Source organism: Acinetobacter sp. AOR12_HL, assembly GCF_027855275.1.
Taxonomy (GTDB): domain Bacteria; phylum Pseudomonadota; class Gammaproteobacteria; order Pseudomonadales; family Moraxellaceae; genus Acinetobacter; species Acinetobacter baumannii.
In genome coordinates this window covers 11336-26605 of the sequence record NZ_JAKTIJ010000028.1, presented here as the reverse complement: position 1 = coordinate 26605, position 15270 = coordinate 11336, and the positions used below count along the sequence as shown (strand labels likewise).

At 38.2% G+C, this 15270-nt stretch carries 16 protein-coding genes; 6 read left to right on the top strand and 10 right to left on the bottom strand.

Annotation, left to right across the window (positions count from 1 at the left end; all coding sequences use genetic code 11):
- Window positions 1–37: 37 nt before the first annotated feature.
- Window positions 38–1240: an MFS transporter gene (locus tag MKL36_RS14410; RefSeq protein ID WP_021511620.1), complete on the top strand. Its 1203-nt coding sequence runs from the start codon at window positions 38–40 to the stop codon at window positions 1238–1240.
- Between the two features lie 57 nt (window positions 1241–1297).
- Here MKL36_RS14410 and MKL36_RS14405 read toward each other — a convergent pair whose 3' ends face one another.
- Window positions 1298–1750 (bottom strand): GNAT family N-acetyltransferase, encoded by a 453-nt coding sequence (locus MKL36_RS14405; protein ID WP_021511619.1) that lies wholly within the window; start codon window positions 1748–1750, stop codon window positions 1298–1300.
- Between the two features lie 27 nt (window positions 1751–1777).
- A complete protein-coding gene (locus MKL36_RS14400; RefSeq protein WP_021511618.1) occupies window positions 1778–3145 on the bottom strand; it encodes a PQQ-dependent sugar dehydrogenase in 1368 nt (455 codons plus the stop codon).
- Between the two features lie 350 nt (window positions 3146–3495).
- On the opposite strand from MKL36_RS14400, the gene yddG reads away from it, so the two are divergent.
- Entirely contained in the window at window positions 3496–4407 is a 912-nt protein-coding gene (gene yddG / locus MKL36_RS14395; protein WP_000042002.1) for an aromatic amino acid DMT transporter YddG, read from the top strand.
- Window positions 4408–4421: 14 nt separating this feature from the next.
- On the opposite strand, the gene MKL36_RS14390 is transcribed toward yddG, so the two are convergent.
- Window positions 4422–5150 (bottom strand): aspartate/glutamate racemase family protein, encoded by a 729-nt coding sequence (locus tag MKL36_RS14390; protein WP_021511617.1) that lies wholly within the window; start codon window positions 5148–5150, stop codon window positions 4422–4424.
- Between the two features lie 137 nt (window positions 5151–5287).
- On the opposite strand from MKL36_RS14390, the gene MKL36_RS14385 reads away from it, so the two are divergent.
- The 4 genes from MKL36_RS14385 to MKL36_RS14370 all read left to right on the top strand — a co-directional run bounded on the left by MKL36_RS14385 (window position 5288) and on the right by MKL36_RS14370 (window position 7695).
- On the top strand, window positions 5288–5794 hold the full coding sequence (locus MKL36_RS14385) for a GNAT family N-acetyltransferase (protein WP_000894329.1): 507 nt from the start codon (window positions 5288–5290) through the stop codon (window positions 5792–5794).
- A 154-nt stretch (window positions 5795–5948) separates the two neighbouring features.
- A complete protein-coding gene (locus MKL36_RS14380; protein WP_021511616.1) occupies window positions 5949–6521 on the top strand; it encodes a nuclear transport factor 2 family protein in 573 nt (190 codons plus the stop codon).
- A complete protein-coding gene (locus tag MKL36_RS14375) occupies window positions 6488–6982 on the top strand; it encodes a chalcone isomerase family protein (RefSeq protein WP_000350280.1) in 495 nt (164 codons plus the stop codon). The genes MKL36_RS14380 and MKL36_RS14375 overlap by 34 nt, the downstream gene beginning before the upstream one ends.
- Before the next feature lie 17 nt (window positions 6983–6999).
- The gene (locus MKL36_RS14370; RefSeq protein WP_000526534.1) at window positions 7000–7695 is read left to right on the top strand and encodes a response regulator transcription factor; all 696 of its coding nucleotides are present in this window, start codon (window positions 7000–7002) and stop codon (window positions 7693–7695) included.
- Here the strand turns inward: MKL36_RS14370 and MKL36_RS14365 are convergent.
- Genes MKL36_RS14365 through MKL36_RS14335 form a run of 7 tightly spaced genes read right to left on the bottom strand, consistent with a single transcriptional unit; the run spans window position 7692 to window position 15156 of the window.
- Window positions 7692–9020: a sensor histidine kinase gene (locus MKL36_RS14365; protein ID WP_031223085.1), complete on the bottom strand. Its 1329-nt coding sequence runs from the start codon at window positions 9018–9020 to the stop codon at window positions 7692–7694. The genes MKL36_RS14370 and MKL36_RS14365 overlap by 4 nt on opposite strands.
- Window positions 9021–9052: 32 nt before the next feature.
- Complete coding sequence (locus MKL36_RS14360; RefSeq protein ID WP_021511614.1) at window positions 9053–10099, bottom strand: SAM-dependent methyltransferase; 1047 nt, start codon at window positions 10097–10099, stop codon at window positions 9053–9055.
- Between the two features lie 8 nt (window positions 10100–10107).
- Window positions 10108–10887 carry a DUF1295 domain-containing protein gene (locus MKL36_RS14355; protein WP_000498738.1) on the bottom strand — a complete coding sequence of 260 codons (780 nt, stop codon included), beginning with the start codon at window positions 10885–10887 and terminating at the stop codon, window positions 10108–10110.
- A gap of 29 nt (window positions 10888–10916) precedes the next feature.
- The gene (locus MKL36_RS14350; RefSeq protein WP_021511613.1) at window positions 10917–12116 is read right to left on the bottom strand and encodes an SAM-dependent methyltransferase; all 1200 of its coding nucleotides are present in this window, start codon (window positions 12114–12116) and stop codon (window positions 10917–10919) included.
- Complete coding sequence (locus MKL36_RS14345) at window positions 12113–12904, bottom strand: DUF1365 domain-containing protein (protein WP_021511612.1); 792 nt, start codon at window positions 12902–12904, stop codon at window positions 12113–12115. The genes MKL36_RS14350 and MKL36_RS14345 overlap by 4 nt, the downstream gene beginning before the upstream one ends.
- Before the next feature lie 21 nt (window positions 12905–12925).
- Window positions 12926–14188: an NAD(P)/FAD-dependent oxidoreductase gene (locus MKL36_RS14340; RefSeq protein WP_000684184.1), complete on the bottom strand. Its 1263-nt coding sequence runs from the start codon at window positions 14186–14188 to the stop codon at window positions 12926–12928.
- Complete coding sequence (locus MKL36_RS14335) at window positions 14185–15156, bottom strand: acyl-CoA desaturase (RefSeq protein WP_000032710.1); 972 nt, start codon at window positions 15154–15156, stop codon at window positions 14185–14187. Before MKL36_RS14335 ends, MKL36_RS14340 begins: the two co-directional genes overlap by 4 nt.
- Window positions 15157–15270: the final 114 nt, after the last annotated feature.

Below are 15270 nucleotides of genomic sequence, written 5' to 3'. Positions count from 1 at the left end.
AAAAGCTAAATATTTGCTTTTATGTTATTCATCTTATATGAACAATTCAAGTTCAAAACGGTCAAGAGCTGTTTTTCAATTAGATGCGGCAAGTGCTTTGACACTTAATACCATCACGCTCATGACATTCATGGCTGCATCTAGTGCGCCGACACCACTCTACCGTCTATACCAACAGCTTTGGCAATTTTCACCGGTTACATTGACTTTGATTTTTGCTACCTATGCTTTTACGCTGCTTGGCTCATTACTCATTATTGGTTCTTTGTCTGACTATATTGGACGCCGCCCAGTCATTATTGCAGCTATTTCTCTGCAAATTATTTCAATGAGCTTTTTCTTATTTGCTTCAGATGTTTCGGTGTTATTCATTGCACGAGGCTTACAAGGAATCGCAACAGGGCTTGCTGTTTCAGCTATAGGCGCAGCAATTTTAGATTTTAGTAAGCTTCATGGTTCACTAATTAATAGTATTACACCAATGATAGGTATGGCTGTTGGGATTTTTCTGACTTGTTCTATTTTGCAATTCTCTGCCCACCCCTTACAGCTTGTTTTTGAGTTCTTATGTTTTCTTCTTATTTGTGAACTCATTTTAAGTTTTCTTACTCCAGAAACCGCACAAAGAAGATCCGGTGCACTTGCTTCATTAAAACCCAATATGGCTATTCCCCCACAGACAAAAAGCGCTTTATTGAGTATTAGCCCGATTAACATTGCACTTTGGATGGTCAGTGGTTTCTTTCTATCGCTTATGCCATCTTTACTGGCAAAAATCTTCCACACGTCATCGGCATGGTTAAACGGGATTATGTTTATGGCGCTCGCCCTTTCCGGTGCGGTAGGTATATTAACGCTTAGGAAGTCGACAAATTTCCGTATTTTATTAACTGGTACGCTCTCGATTGCTATTGGTGCCATTGTCTTATTCATCGCCATTAACCTAACCAATGCAGTAGTTCTATTTTTAGGTTCTATTATTACTGGAGTTGGTTTTGGTACGGCGTTTATGGGGGCTATTCGTAGTGTAATGCCATTGGCACTTCCCGAAGAACGTGCGGGTCTTATGGCTGCTTTTTTTGTTGAAAGTTATTTGGCTTTTAGTATTCCTGCAATTTTAGCTGGCTATTTTGTAGGTAAAATTGGGCTGATGAGTACGGCAAATAGTTATATTAGTTTTATTATCTTATTGTCACTGGTCGCCCTTCTAATGATTATTAAAAATTTTAAAGATAAATAAGCCATAAAAAATAGCCTCACTAGAGGCTATTTTTTAATAGATGCTCTTTAAGTTCTATTAAAAAGTATCTGCTACATACATACGTACCATCTCGCCTTCCTCATCCTTTACCAACGTTAAAAACCGCCAACCACATTTTTCATAAAACTCGGTATGGTCTGTTATTAAATAAAGTTTTTGGATGCCCTGATTACTCAAGTCTTCACGTACAAAATCTAAAATCTGTTTTGCAATATTTTGGTTTCGATAGTTCTCTTCTACAAATAAAGCACATAAGTTTGGTGTTAAATCTTTACGCTCATGGAAGTCATTATCAATGACTCCTGCTCCAGCAATTAAATGCTTATTTTCATTTAAAACAATGTACCACTGTGGAATAGCATGCCTTTGATCAATGGAAATCTGAATACTCTCAAGATAGGCTTCCACAGGGATTTGCCATTTTTCAGAAAACCACTGTGCAGCCATTTCTTTGCATTGAGGGTAATCAGATAACCGTAATATTTGCATAAAATAAACCTATTTTGCCCAACCTTTTTAAGGTTGAGTTACTGAACTATGAATGGATTGCTGGGTTGGACTCTCATAAGTTGTTTCAGCAACTGGTGAAACACGCCATATTGTATTACCAACATCATCTGCGACTAATACTGCACCCGAAAAATCAATTGCTACCCCGACAGGACGCCCATACGCTTTGCCTTTTTCACTTAAAAACCCTGTCAAAATATCTTGCGGTGGACCAGAGGGCTGACCACTTCTAAATGGCACAAAAATGACTTTATATCCACTATGTGGTTTACGGTTCCAAGAACCATGTTGTCCAATAAATGCTCCGCCTCTAAATTGTGGCATGAGTTCGGCTGTATAAAATGCAAGACCTAACGAAGCAGTGTGGTTACCTAGAGCATAGTCTGGTTTAATTGCACGAGCCACCATGTCAGGATTTTGTGGTTTGACTCGTACATCTACATGTTGACCATAGTAACTATAAGGCCAGCCATAAAAAGCGCCATCCTGTACCGATGTCATATAGTCGGGTACTAAATCACTACCAATTTCATCACGCTCATTTACAACTGTCCAAAGTTTGCCACTTTGAGGTTGCCAAGCCATACCATTTGGATTACGCAGTCCTGTTGCAAATGGACGTGACTGACCACTTGCAATATCAAACTCCATAATTTGTGCACGGCCTTTTTCTTGATCTAGACCATTTTCGGCCACATTACTATTGGAGCCAACGGTAATGTAGAGCTTTGTACCTTCACGATTGGCAATAACATTTTTGGTCCAATGATGGTTTAGAGGCCCACCCGGTAAGTCCAATACTTTAGTACCGGTTGAAGTAATATGTGTTTCCCCTTCTTGGTAAGGAAAACGCATGAGTGAATCCGTATTGGCAACGTATAAATGATTACCTACCAGTGCCATACCAAACGGTGAGTTTAGGTTTTTAAGGAATACTGTTTTTTGGTCAGCTATACCATCGCCATTCGTATCACGGAGTAAACTAATTCGGTTTGCACTTGGATGAGATGACCCTGCCCGTCTCATTACGAAAGTCATAATTTTGCCTTTAATCCCTTTGCTGTCTTCAGGTTTAGGCGGAGCATCCGTTTCAGCCACCAGCACATCACCATTTGGTAACACATAGAGCCAACGTGGGTGCTCAAGTCCTTTAGCAAATGCTTTTACTTTTAAACCTTCTGCCGGAGTCGGCATCACACCACTTGGCCAACCTTGTGCCGGTGCTATATTTACGGTTGGAAATAAGCTTGTTTTCGGTTCAGGCAACTTTGGTTCCGGACCATAACTCTCGTTAATCGGATATTGAGAGGACGAAGCACAGCCTGTAACTAAAACGGTAGTGCCCAAAATCGGCAGTAAAAAACGTGTAAGCATCTTTTATCTCCATTTATTATTTTTTCACAATAAACACAGGGTAATGCTTTAGAAGAGAGACTTATAGTTGATTTATTTAACTGTACTGAGCATTACAGTCTATATTTTTAAAATTTTAATACATAACTGGGTGTTTTCTAGAGGTTTAACTTACTCTAATGCTTAGCTATAAATTAATACCTGGCATTTAGTTTAATTACCAAAAGTATTTATGTTGGCTGATAATACTTATTAGGTAATTTGGTTTATTGTGCCTATTTTTTAATTAAAAATTCCTTTACCCTGACTTACTTTAATTATTTTTAACTTTCACTGTAGCTCAGGTATTCAATTAAGTTCATTTATTTCTTATGTCAAAAAATTTAGCAACCTTGATTGGTTTAAGTGCCATCCTAATGTGGGCCTCTATGGTGGGTTTTGTAAAACATATTACGACCGCAATCGGTCCAGATGTTGGTATTACGCTAATCTATTCCTTAAGTGCTTTACTCCTGCTCATTATTTTTAGAGTGCCAAATTTTAAATTAATTTCTAAAAAATATTTAATTTTAGGGGCAATTTTATTTATTGCTTATGAGCTTTGCTTTTCGTTTGCACTTGCCTATTCAAAGACGGCGCAACAAGCGATTGAAGTAAGTATTGTGAACTACCTTTGGCCAAGCCTGACTGTTTTAGCTTTTGTTATTTTTAGAGAGTTAAAATTTAATGTGTTTATTATTTTAGGATTACTCATTTCAATTTCCGGTATCATTTTTATTCAGACCGGGAACGGAGATTTTAGTTTAGGTCGTGTTGTCGATAATTTTCATAGTAATCCTTTAAGTTATATTTTGGCCTTTATAGGTGCCATTATTTGGGCTTTTTACTGTGTGTTGACCAAGAAAATGGGTAAAGGACAAAACCCTATTTCTATTTTCTTTCTTGGTGTTGCCCTAACCTTGTGGCTAAAATTACTTTTTAGCGGCCAAGTGAGTTTGCCTTCACTCGATTTAAATACAATTTTATCTTTAATCGTTGCTTCTGCTGCAATTGGCCTCGGTTATGCAGCATGGAATATTGGCATTATTCATGGCAACATTACCATGCTGGTGGTTGCTTCTTATTTTACCCCCATCATTTCATCTTTACTTGCCATGTTGGTTTTACAGACAGAGCTATCAATCAGCTTTTGGCAAGGTACAGCCATGGTCACGGCGGGTTCACTTATCTGTTGGCTTTCAACAAATTGGGCTGTGATTCGTTCGTATTTCAGAATAAATTAAAAGTTGATGAGTATTTATACCGAACTAACAGCAATAGAACGGGCTGCCGTTTTTTGCTCTAATGCAAAATTTACAGCTTCTTTCGCATGAATGGTGGTGGTATCAAATAGTGGCACAGAAAATTTGATATCACCAATCAACATACAAATTTCGGTACATCCCAAAATAATGCCCTCGGCACCCTGCCCAATCAACTCTTCAACAATGGTCGTGTATTTGAGTTGCGAATCGGGGTTGATCACACCTAAACAAAGCTCGTCATAGATAATGCTATGTACTATTTTCCGATTTGCATCATTTGGAATAATCACCTCAATTCCATGATCTTGTAATCTGGCTTTATAGAAGTCTTGCTCCATGGTGAAAGCTGTCCCCAACAGTGCAACTTTTCGGATATTTTGACTTAAAATTTCTTTTGCTGTGGCATCAGCAATATGTATAAATGGAACCGTAATGGCATCTTCAATTTGAGGTGCTACCTTATGCATGGTATTAGTACAGACTAAAATACAGTCTGCCCCTGCTTTTTCTAAATTTTGTGCTTGCTCAGCTAAGTAGGCTCCAGCTTCTTGCCACAAACCTTTCGATTGTAATACTGCTATTTCTTCAAAATCGACACTATTTAGAATGATTTTGGCTGAATGTAGTTTCCCTAACTTGTTCTGAACCATTCTATTAATTTGTTGATAGTAAAGTGCTGTAGACTCCCAGCTCATGCCGCCTAATAAGCCGATTGTTTTCATTATTGAATCCTTCTATTTATGCAAAACTTATCTATATCTCTTATGGGTAAAGCGCAGCTAGAATAAAATTGCTTTCTTTATTGAATTATTATTCATCTTATAAGCTATAATTTTTTAAACTATTTAATAAGAACTCTATGTTAGAAACAGAACGTTTAATTTTACGGCCATTCCTTGAAGAAAACTTACCTATTATGTTGGAGATGTTTCAAGACAAAGATTTTATGGCTTTTTCACCTCATGGTGCCTTATCAACTGAGGCAGCAACTGATCGTTTTTTAGAAATTTTGGAGCACTATAAAAATCATAATTTTGGCAAGATGGCTATCGTTTTAAAAGATACCCATAAAATTATTGGTTATTGTGGTTTTGAAACTTGTGAGGTTGATAGCAAGACAGAAGCTGAACTAGGTTTTAGACTTATTAAAACTGAGCGAAATAAAGGTTATATTGTTGAAGCTTCACTTAAGTTACTAGAAGACATGCAAAGTCGAAACTTTAAGCATGTGATCGCTTTTTCAGAAAAAGATAATTTACCTGCCCACAACCTATTAAATAAACTTGGTTTTGAAAAAACAAATTCATCTAGTTACATGAATATGGATGTTATCTTTTTCAAAAAAGACCTGTCATTTCTTCGATAAAAATAACGTATTACCTTAAAAAACTTTAAGTGAATGAAGATCTATTGGTTTCAAGAAAACCACTATTAAACCCAAATCATAAAACATAAGAATTCACGCAAAATTCACGACCAGCTCTTTAATTTAATCTTATAAAGTTGGCTCGGATATAGACATGAAAATTATAACTACAGCCCTAGGGCTGATTACCTTGGCAGGTTTAACGGCGTGTAAAAGTGTGCCTGGCTACTCAGGTGACTATGGCAAAGCTGAACAAAAAATTACTGGTATAGAATTAGATGACCAACAGGCGCTAGATGTGGGCAATCGTTTTGTCGCTGCATTTAATACGCTCGGTACTCCTTCTTTTGTTAATAATGCTAGCAATATTTACGCTGATCAGCTCTATATCAACGATACACTCTCGCAGTTCTCTCAAAAGAAAGATCTGATTAAGCATTTTGAAGGCATGAATGCCCGAGTGAATAATGTCACGGTAAAACTCATTAGTGCAACTCATCACCAAGATACAGCCTACATTCATTGGTACATGACCTATGACTTTAAAATGCTAGGTCGTTCAAAAACGATGGCTTCTTATGGAATTAGTCAAATTAAGATTAATGACCAACAAAAAATTATTTTCCAGCAAGATTATTGGGATCCAGCGAATGGCCTCTACCGTTCTTTACCCATATTTGGAGGAGTATATAAATGGATATTGCCGTTCAAAAAAGTCGAATCTTGATATTTCTAGGAATCTTAATCGTATCTCAAGCCAATGCGGCTGAATTGAAAAAATGCAGTTCAGCACCTTTAATGGTTACGAGTAAAAAGGTGGGAAATGTCAGTTACTTTGCTGAAGATTGCCAAAAAAATTGGCAAAGCCAAAGCATCAAAATGGACTTTAGCTATAACCGCGATATTCCCGAATGGGCATTTAAACGCGCAGCCACGCACTTTTTGAAGAAAAATGTTAGCGGCTTTGATGCTAAATCTCCGCTTAATCATATTAATGAACTATATAGGCCAATTAAGAGTGGAGATCTTTATAGTCTCTATTATCAACATGAAAATCAAAAACTAGAACTGAAATTAAACCAGAAGCTACTCGGTTCTTTGAACAATCCGAATGCAAATCAATATTTTAAAATCTGGTTTGGTAGTGAACCGTTTAATGCTAAATTAAAACAACAATTATTAAATTAATGGCTTAATAAAATCTCATGGGTAATCACTTTATCCTCATGGTTGAGGACCATTTTGAACTTGCAGCAACGGTCTGCGAATTTCTTGAAGTGCATGGTTATGTTGTCGATCATGCACGTAATTTAGAGGCTGCACGGACTTTTCTCAAATCTCAGCATTATCATCTTTTGTTGCTAGATATAAATTTGCCCGATGGCTCGGGTTATGACCTATGCAACTGGCTACGCACCGAACAAGGTGTTGATATTCCTGTTCTTATGCTCACAGCAAGAGATACTTTAGATGACAAACTTAAAGGTTTTACCGCTGGAACAGATGATTATTTGGTAAAACCTTTTGATTTTAATGAACTAGTGATGCGGATTCGTGCATTAATAAAAAGAGCAGCTGGCGAAGTCACTCACCATAAAATTCAAATTCACGACTTAATTCTTGATAGCGCAACTCAAACCGTGGTTCGTGCTGGAAATAATATCGAGTTACCCCCTATTCAATTCAAACTATTAAAAATTTTGATGCGCCAGTCTCCAAAAGTGGTGACCAAGCAAGAACTGATGATGGAATTATGGGGCGACGAAGAGCCTGAAAGTGATGCGTTACGCAGTCATATCTATAACTTAAGAAAAATGGTTGATAAACCTTTTGACCCAAAGCTATTACATACAGTGGCAGGTGTCGGTTTAAAAATTGCTTTGGAAGATTCCGCGACTTAACTTAAATAGACCACAACAATTAAGCCTGTGGTTGGCTCCAAATCGAGTTCAGGATGAGTGGTTAAATAATATTGTCGATCAAACAGCTCCACTCTCCATCCTAGTTGTTTGCAAAGCTTTTGTACCAATTGCAAACCAATGCCATGACCTTTAGCCTTTAAGGAAAGTTGCGAATCGCTGAGCTCTTGCACTTTCACATCGTTAGGTAAAGAAATTCCAATTCCATTATCAGCAATAATCAGGCTGTTTTTTTGTTGAATAATGTCGATTTGTGAGCCTTGAGAATAGTTCAGCGCATTACGTAAAATATTACCTAAAACCATTTGAGTCATAGAAGGATATAACCAACGCGGCTGTTCAGAAACATCAGGTTGAATATTAATCTGTATCCCTTTACCCGCGCTCACCGCTTCTAAACTTTCAACAAGATTTTTTACCGTTTTGGATAATAAATTTTTCTCAGACGGCAAGCTTTTTACCGTATTCCGAGCAATCGCCAGTAAGGTATCGACGAGCAACTGCATATCTTCAATTGTGTTATGAAGACGGACTAAAGATTTATCGTCTCCGTATTTCGCCTGACACAGTTGTACATTACCTTTCAAAATGGTGAGTGGAGTGCGTAACTCATGGCTCACATCTCCAGTAAATTCTCTTTCACGTCGAATAAAATCACTTAAAACCTGATGATATTTTTCTAAAGCTTGTTTGAGATATTCGGCTTCCATATTGCCATTGGTATTAATATCTCTAAAAGGAGATGCCTGAGTGTCTTGATGTGCCCAATCAATATTTTCCAAAGCATTTGCTAAACGCGTAATTGGGGAAAAATAGCGTCTTGCTCTTCGGTTTGACCACCACAAAAAACTATATAGAACAGATAAGCTGAACATGAGTGGAGCAAGACCAAATAACCAGATCAGCTTATTAACATTGCTTTCGCCAAATACCAATAGAACATGTTGACCATTACGCTCACCATAGACCGTCATTCGTTCTTTACCATCAACGAATACTCGGTGCACGCCACTTTCTAAATGCATGCCCCGAAAAGGTTGAGGCGCGACCTGTGTATTCCACCGATATCCATATAAATTTTTAGTATCTGGTAAATCAGCATTTGGGTTACGTTCTATACGTAACCAGTAATGCTCCATTTCCTGTTCTAAAGCGGTTTTAAGTAAAGAACCCTTAATCACCCAAGCACTACAAGCCAACCCGACCACGATCGATAATGCAATCAGACCAATTTGCAACCAGTAATATCGATTGAACATTTGGGCTAATGGATGACTCGTTTTGCCATCATGTCGAGTTCTTATCATATCTTTATCGCCGGGATAGGCTATAGAAATTACTATGATCGCTTTTTAAATAAAAAGTGACCAATGACCCATTCTTGTCCTTGCTCAAAACCGAATAGCTCAGCACAAGCCATGAAGAAAATACGCCAGCGTTGCCACCAAATATTGGCATCTTTTCCATAGTTTTTTTTAAACAGTGGTTTCAGTTCGACTTCTTGGTTATCCATATTCTCAAGCCAAGCATTTGCCGTTCTCATATAGTGCTCACCCGACCATTGCCACTGTTGGGTCAACTCTAAATGCTCTTGAAAATGCAAAAAAGTCGAAGTCGAAGGCATTAAACCACCAGTAAAGAAATACTTGGACATCCAATCATAATCTGATTTCACTTCAAAAGGATAATGTAAAAAGCGATGGCAAAAAATATGACACCAAAGTAAGCCGTCTGCCTTTAACCAGCCCTGAATTTTTTCAAAAAGAAGTTGGTAATTACGAACATGTTCAAACATTTCGACCGATACAACACGATCAAACTTGTCTTGGTCCAAGTCGAGTACATTCACATCACAGGTAAGCACTTCAACATTGGTTAAACCTCTCAATTCTGCTTGCCGAAGAATATGCTTTTTCTGCGTTGCAGAATTTGAAACAGCAGTAATCTGTGAGCGTGGATAGTTTTCTGCCATCCACAAAGTTAAAGAACCCCAGCCACAGCCTAACTCTAAAATCTGTTGACCGTTTTTAAGTTGTGCTCTTTCACAATAAATCTGAAGAGCCAACTCTTCTGCCTGATCTAAAGTTGTCGTTTTAGTCGGGAAATAGCACGCACTATATTTGAGTCTTTTTCCAAGCACCGCCTGAAAAAACTCGGTCGGCAATTCATAGTGCTGCTCATTTGCCTTATCCGTTTCAACCGCGATTTCGCTCTTCTTCAGCATATTAAGCACATCCATGTAGCGATGCGCCCCTTGTTCAGGGTCATAACGGCCTTCTTGGATTAAGCGCTTTTTACTTAAAGCTCGAATTGCAGCTCGAATTGCATGATCTGGAATCACACCACTTTCAACAATTTTCAAAGACTGATGAACAATAAAATCCATATATGCACCTATTTTTTTGGTTTTCGCGGAATAAACATTGATGTTTTTTGTTGATAATCAAGATAATTTTGACCGCGACTTTTAATTGCTTGTTTTTCACTAAATGGAATACCCGTGACGTAATATAAAAATAGCCACATCAGTAACGGATAAATCCACAATACATATTGGCCTGCCGCTAAACCAATAATTGGATAGGCAAACCAGTGTAACCATTCAAAAAAATAATTGGGGTGACGTGAATAACGCCATAAACCCTGATCCATCGTTTTGCCATGATGATCTGGATTTAATTTAAATCGGTATAACTGCTGATCAGCGAGCTGCTCTCCCATGAAAGCAATTGCCATGATGACAGCAGCAATTACTAAAGCGACTTTATATCCACTACTCCATTCAGTTGCCTCTACATTGAGTAGCGTCCACATCGGTAAAAAGAACAAAAGCACTAAAAGTGTTTGAAAGATAAAAAAGAATAAAAAGCCAATATGCTGAAACTTACCCATCGCTTTACGCATGCTCGCGTAACGGCCATCTTCTTTTTGTTCAGATTGATAACGTCTTAACAGGTGCCAAAATAATCTTAAAAACCATAAGCCGCTAAAAATACCGATAAAAAGACGCACTTCAACTGGGGCAACTGAAATGAGTAAAGAAGACACGATAATGTTTACTGCCAGACAGAAACTCCATGCAGCATCTACAATTCCAGCTCTGCCATTTAGAGTGGCAAGTAGCCAGCTCAGCAACATGATCATTAAATCTAGAATCAGTAAATTCCAAAACATGAGCAGTCTCCTTACTTGAGCTGTTTGATTTAGTAACTGGTACTTTCAAACAACAAGTGAACATTGCTTATCACGCCTTCTTTAAAACCACCTTCGCAATAACATAAATAAAAATCCCACATGCGAATGAAGTTTTCATCAAAACCTAGAGCCAATACTTGTTCCCGCGCTGCTAAAAACCGCGCTCGCCAGTGATGAAGTGTGTGCGCATAACTTAAACCAATATCATTTAAATGCTTTAACCTTAAACCACTCTCAGAGGCGGTTTGAGTCAACACACTCACGCTAGGGATAAAACTACCTGGGAAAATATAGCGCTTAATATAATCAACTGTATTTAATGCTTTTTTATATCGGAAATCTTCAATAATAATGGCTTGAATAAATGCCAAGCCTTTCGGTTTTAAGAGTGCTTTACATTGATCAAAGTATGTCGATAAATATTGCGCACCAACTGCCTCAACCATTTCAATTGAAACCAGCTTATCGAACTTGCCTTCGAGCAAACGGTAGTCTTTAAGTTGCACATCAATTCGATGCGCCAAGCCAGCTTCATTTACACGAGTAACGGCTTCATCATATTGAGCTTGTGAAATGGTAATGGTGGTTACTCTACAGCCATAATGTTGAGCTGCATAAATGGCAAAACCACCCCACCCACTTCCAATTTCAACTAAATGATCTAGTGGTTTTAAATCTAACTTTTTACAAATGATCTCTTTTTTTAAATCAGATGCTTCTTCGAGAGTCATGTTTTCATTTTCAAAAACGGCGCTCGAATACATTAAAGATGGATCTAAAAATAATTTAAAAAAGTCGTTGCTTAAGTCGTAGTGCTCGGCAATATTTTTACGGCTACCACTTATAGAGTTCTTTCGATTTTGATACCACGCTTTAAGAAAAAACTGGCTCGCTTGAGCAATAACATTCTGGTTGATTTGGTCCAATACAGCTCGATTACGTGCCAAGATCTGAATCAACTCGGCAAGGTGCTCGCTGCTCCAGTCACCACGGATGTAGCCTTCTGCTGCTCCCAAAACACCATTTTTTAAAATGAGATCCATCAATAAAGGATTGTGAACTTCAATCACAGCATGTAAGTCTGAAACTTCACCGACCGTCCCATTCCACGCGCCCTGAAAAGTGATCTGTCCATGACGTAGTTTGAGAAGACTCTTGAGCAATAACGGCAGTGAGTCATCTTCACCATAAAGAAATGTTTTTATCATGTCTTATCTACCTTGATCTTTTTAGGATGACGATAAAATGGAACTTTTTTTCGCCACAACTTAAATGCCTCTAAATATATTGAAAACAACATTTTAAAAGGCGCTAGGCTGTTTATAAGAGCATATCGATATTGCTGTGAACGAAATGTGATGGGCACAAGCTCAAAACGCATAGTGGCATCAAAGACTTGTTTCTGCTCTTCAAAAAGCTGCATGTGAATGACATTCTGCTGATCTGAAAAACTAAATCGCCAACGGTAAGTCAACTGCATGGGCATGAATGGCGAAACATGAAATGATTTTTCAAAGTTAAAATCGAAACTTTGGTAATCACCTACCTGACCTTGTTGTTTTATACAGTCGTGTGTATAGACTTCTCGTTCATTCCACGGAGTATTGGTGATTTCACTAAGAATAAAGAGCGGTTTTCCGGCTTTATTTAAAACAAAATAAAATACGACCGAATTAAACCGAAAGCCCAAACAACGAGGCAAAGCCAACACTCTGATTTGCCAGTCTGGCCGAAGGTGTAAGTGATTATTTTGCAGTATCGCTTTCTCTACTCTATCCCTTATAGAACCGTGATACATGTTTAAAAAATCATTTTTAGATAGTTTTAATACATTCCAGTGATCCGTCGACCAGAGTGAACAATCGTTTGTGATATCAACTAATTGATCTGGATCGAACCATAAATAATTTAAGGTCGATGTAAACTCATGCGGTTTAGGGCTATAACGCCGATGACGAATAAGCGCAGGAGCGATAGCAAGTTTATTTAATAACATTTGATAGCTCCTTATTTATTCTTATAACGCTAAGAGTTGCTCAACAACACGTGCCGCACTGCGGGCGCCGTCTTCATGAAAGCCCCAGCCCCAATATGCTCCACAAAATGAAGTCCGATTTTGACCATTAATTTCGTGCCAACGAGATTGAGCTTGAATCGCTTTTGCATCAAATACGGGATGCCGGTATTGCCGCTCAACCAAGATGTCTTCGGCTTTGATTTTCATATTCGGATTTAAAGTAGAAAAAATTTGCGTAGCGCAGGATAAATTCTGCAAATTGTTCATCCAGTAGGTAAAACCATAATGTATGTCGGCCTCATCGTTTTGGACTTGAGATTTTGGTGTTACATGTACATGCCAGCTTGCCCACTGCAAACGGCTTTTAGGCATAATTGAAAGATCACGATGAACGACCATTCGATTATCTTGATAACCAAATTGGCTTAATATTTCTTGTTCAAGCTCTGACGCATCTTTAATTAAACTTAGGCTATCGTCAGCATGGCTTGCAAAAATCACCCAGTCATATTGCTCTTGCCCTTCAACGGTTTCGATTAAAACTGTTTCTGGTGAACGGCTCACAGCTTTTACTTCTGCAAATTTCCACTCAATGGGTGGGCATTTCTTTTGAATAGCACGAATATAGCTTGCTGAACCGTGTTTAACCGTTTGCCATTGCGGCCGCTCTTTTAACTGCAACATGCGGTGATGCTGAAAAAAGCTCACGACAAATCGATATGGAATTTGGCCTACCTGCTCAACGGGTGCCGACCATAAGGCACCGCACATCGGATAAAGATGTTCATAACGAAACTCATGACTATATTTGTGAAGGTCCAAATACTCTTCAATCGATAAATTAGGATCGATATCCGCCACATCTATATCTTTATTGTCATCATAAAAACGCAGCAAATCTGAGAGCATTTGCAGAAATTTTCGGTTTAAAAAGTTCTGCGGACGGGCAAAGAGCGACCATTTTTTTGAAGGGTTATATTGAAGTCCACTGACCAGATTATTCACCGAAAAACTCATATCGCTGCTTTGAGTTTCTACGCCTAATTTTTTAAGCATGTCAGTAAATAACGGATAGTTATAGTCGTTAAACACAATAAAACCACTATCTACCGCGACTTTAGTGCCTTCTATCTCTAGCTCGTGAGTGTCAGTATGACCGCCAAAATAGTTATTTTTTTCATACACAGTGACTTGATGTTGTTCTGACAATCTCCAAGCTGCGTAAAGTCCAGATATACCTGAACCAATAATGGCAATTTTCATAACACTTCACCGTTTTCAATTTTTTCTATCGATAGGTTTTTAATCTTTTTATATTGATAAACCTTGTCTGGTACGGGCTTTAGGCCCCACACTAAACCAAATAAAGACATCAGCTTGAGCACATAAAAAGTGATATCTATCTGCCACCAATAAAAACCTTGACGCACACTGCCTGCGTAAAAGTGATGATTGTTATGCCATCCTTCACCCAAGGTAATTAAAGAAAGTAGGAAGTTATTACGGCTATCATCTGGGGTGTTAAACTCACGTGAACCATAACGATGAGCGAGTGAATTAATACACAAGGTTGCATGTGTTAATAGAACAGTGGAAATCACAAATCCCCACACTAAAAGCTGTAAACCATTGGTGCCCAACTCAGGGAAATGTTGTGCAAGCCATGAACCTAATCCATAAATTGCTAAGGCCGTCAAAATCACAATAGGCAAACTAAATCGGTCTAGCCAAATCAGCTCTGGATATTTCAACCAGTCTTTAATGACTTTTTTTCGAGTAGCAAAATTTTGCTCATTTAAAAACCAGCCTACATGCGAATACCAAAAGCCTGCTTTTGCTGAATGCGGGTCCTGATCGGTGTCGGTAAAGTGATGGTGATAACGGTGATGGGCTGCCCACCATAAAGGTCCGCGCTGCGCACTCATGGTTCCGATCAGTACAAAAATGAATTGAACAATACGTGATGTCTGAAAAGTTTTATGCGAAAGATAGCGGTGGAAAAAAGCAGTAATTGCAAACATGCGAAGAAAATAAAACCCCAGCATGAAGATCACAGCAAACCAAGATACGCCCACCCAAAATGCAGCTAAACAAGCGATATGTAATAAAATAAAAGGAATAATTCTTAACCATTGAATTTTCTTTTCAATGACATATTCGCTAGAAGCACCCACTTGCGCATTTTCTGAATCTGACCAGCTATCGATCCAGCGCAGAAAAAATTTAGACATTGATTCTTCCTGATCTAAAGCATTTCTTTTGGTTCTAATTTAGAAAATGCGCAATGAATTTTATGTGAAGTTCACTCGGTTACGAGATAAATATAAGCATCTACGCAACCAGAA

Excerpts from the sequence above, each read along its gene's own strand:
- MKL36_RS14335 (WP_000032710.1), bottom strand. The coding sequence starts at position 15,156 with ATGTCTAAATTTTTTCTGCGCTGGATCGATAGCTGGTCAGATTCAGAA.
- MKL36_RS14360 (WP_021511614.1), bottom strand. The coding sequence starts at position 10,099 with ATGGATTTTATTGTTCATCAGTCTTTGAAAATTGTTGAAAGTGGTGTG.
- MKL36_RS14355 (WP_000498738.1), bottom strand. The coding sequence starts at position 10,887 with ATGTTTTGGAATTTACTGATTCTAGATTTAATGATCATGTTGCTGAGC.
- MKL36_RS14385 (WP_000894329.1), top strand. The coding sequence starts at position 5,288 with ATGTTAGAAACAGAACGTTTAATTTTACGGCCATTCCTTGAAGAAAAC.
- MKL36_RS14365 (WP_031223085.1), bottom strand. The coding sequence starts at position 9,020 with ATGATAAGAACTCGACATGATGGCAAAACGAGTCATCCATTAGCCCAA.
- MKL36_RS14380 (WP_021511616.1), top strand. The coding sequence starts at position 5,949 with ATGAAAATTATAACTACAGCCCTAGGGCTGATTACCTTGGCAGGTTTA.
- MKL36_RS14400 (WP_021511618.1), bottom strand. The coding sequence starts at position 3,145 with ATGCTTACACGTTTTTTACTGCCGATTTTGGGCACTACCGTTTTAGTT.
- MKL36_RS14390 (WP_021511617.1), bottom strand. The coding sequence starts at position 5,150 with ATGAAAACAATCGGCTTATTAGGCGGCATGAGCTGGGAGTCTACAGCA.
- yddG (WP_000042002.1), top strand. The coding sequence starts at position 3,496 with ATGTCAAAAAATTTAGCAACCTTGATTGGTTTAAGTGCCATCCTAATG.
- MKL36_RS14375 (WP_000350280.1), top strand. The coding sequence starts at position 6,488 with ATGGATATTGCCGTTCAAAAAAGTCGAATCTTGATATTTCTAGGAATC.
- MKL36_RS14405 (WP_021511619.1), bottom strand. The coding sequence starts at position 1,750 with ATGCAAATATTACGGTTATCTGATTACCCTCAATGCAAAGAAATGGCT.
- MKL36_RS14410 (WP_021511620.1), top strand. The coding sequence starts at position 38 with ATGAACAATTCAAGTTCAAAACGGTCAAGAGCTGTTTTTCAATTAGAT.
- MKL36_RS14370 (WP_000526534.1), top strand. The coding sequence starts at position 7,000 with ATGGGTAATCACTTTATCCTCATGGTTGAGGACCATTTTGAACTTGCA.
- MKL36_RS14345 (WP_021511612.1), bottom strand. The coding sequence starts at position 12,904 with ATGTTATTAAATAAACTTGCTATCGCTCCTGCGCTTATTCGTCATCGG.
- MKL36_RS14340 (WP_000684184.1), bottom strand. The coding sequence starts at position 14,188 with ATGAAAATTGCCATTATTGGTTCAGGTATATCTGGACTTTACGCAGCT.
- MKL36_RS14350 (WP_021511613.1), bottom strand. The coding sequence starts at position 12,116 with ATGATAAAAACATTTCTTTATGGTGAAGATGACTCACTGCCGTTATTG.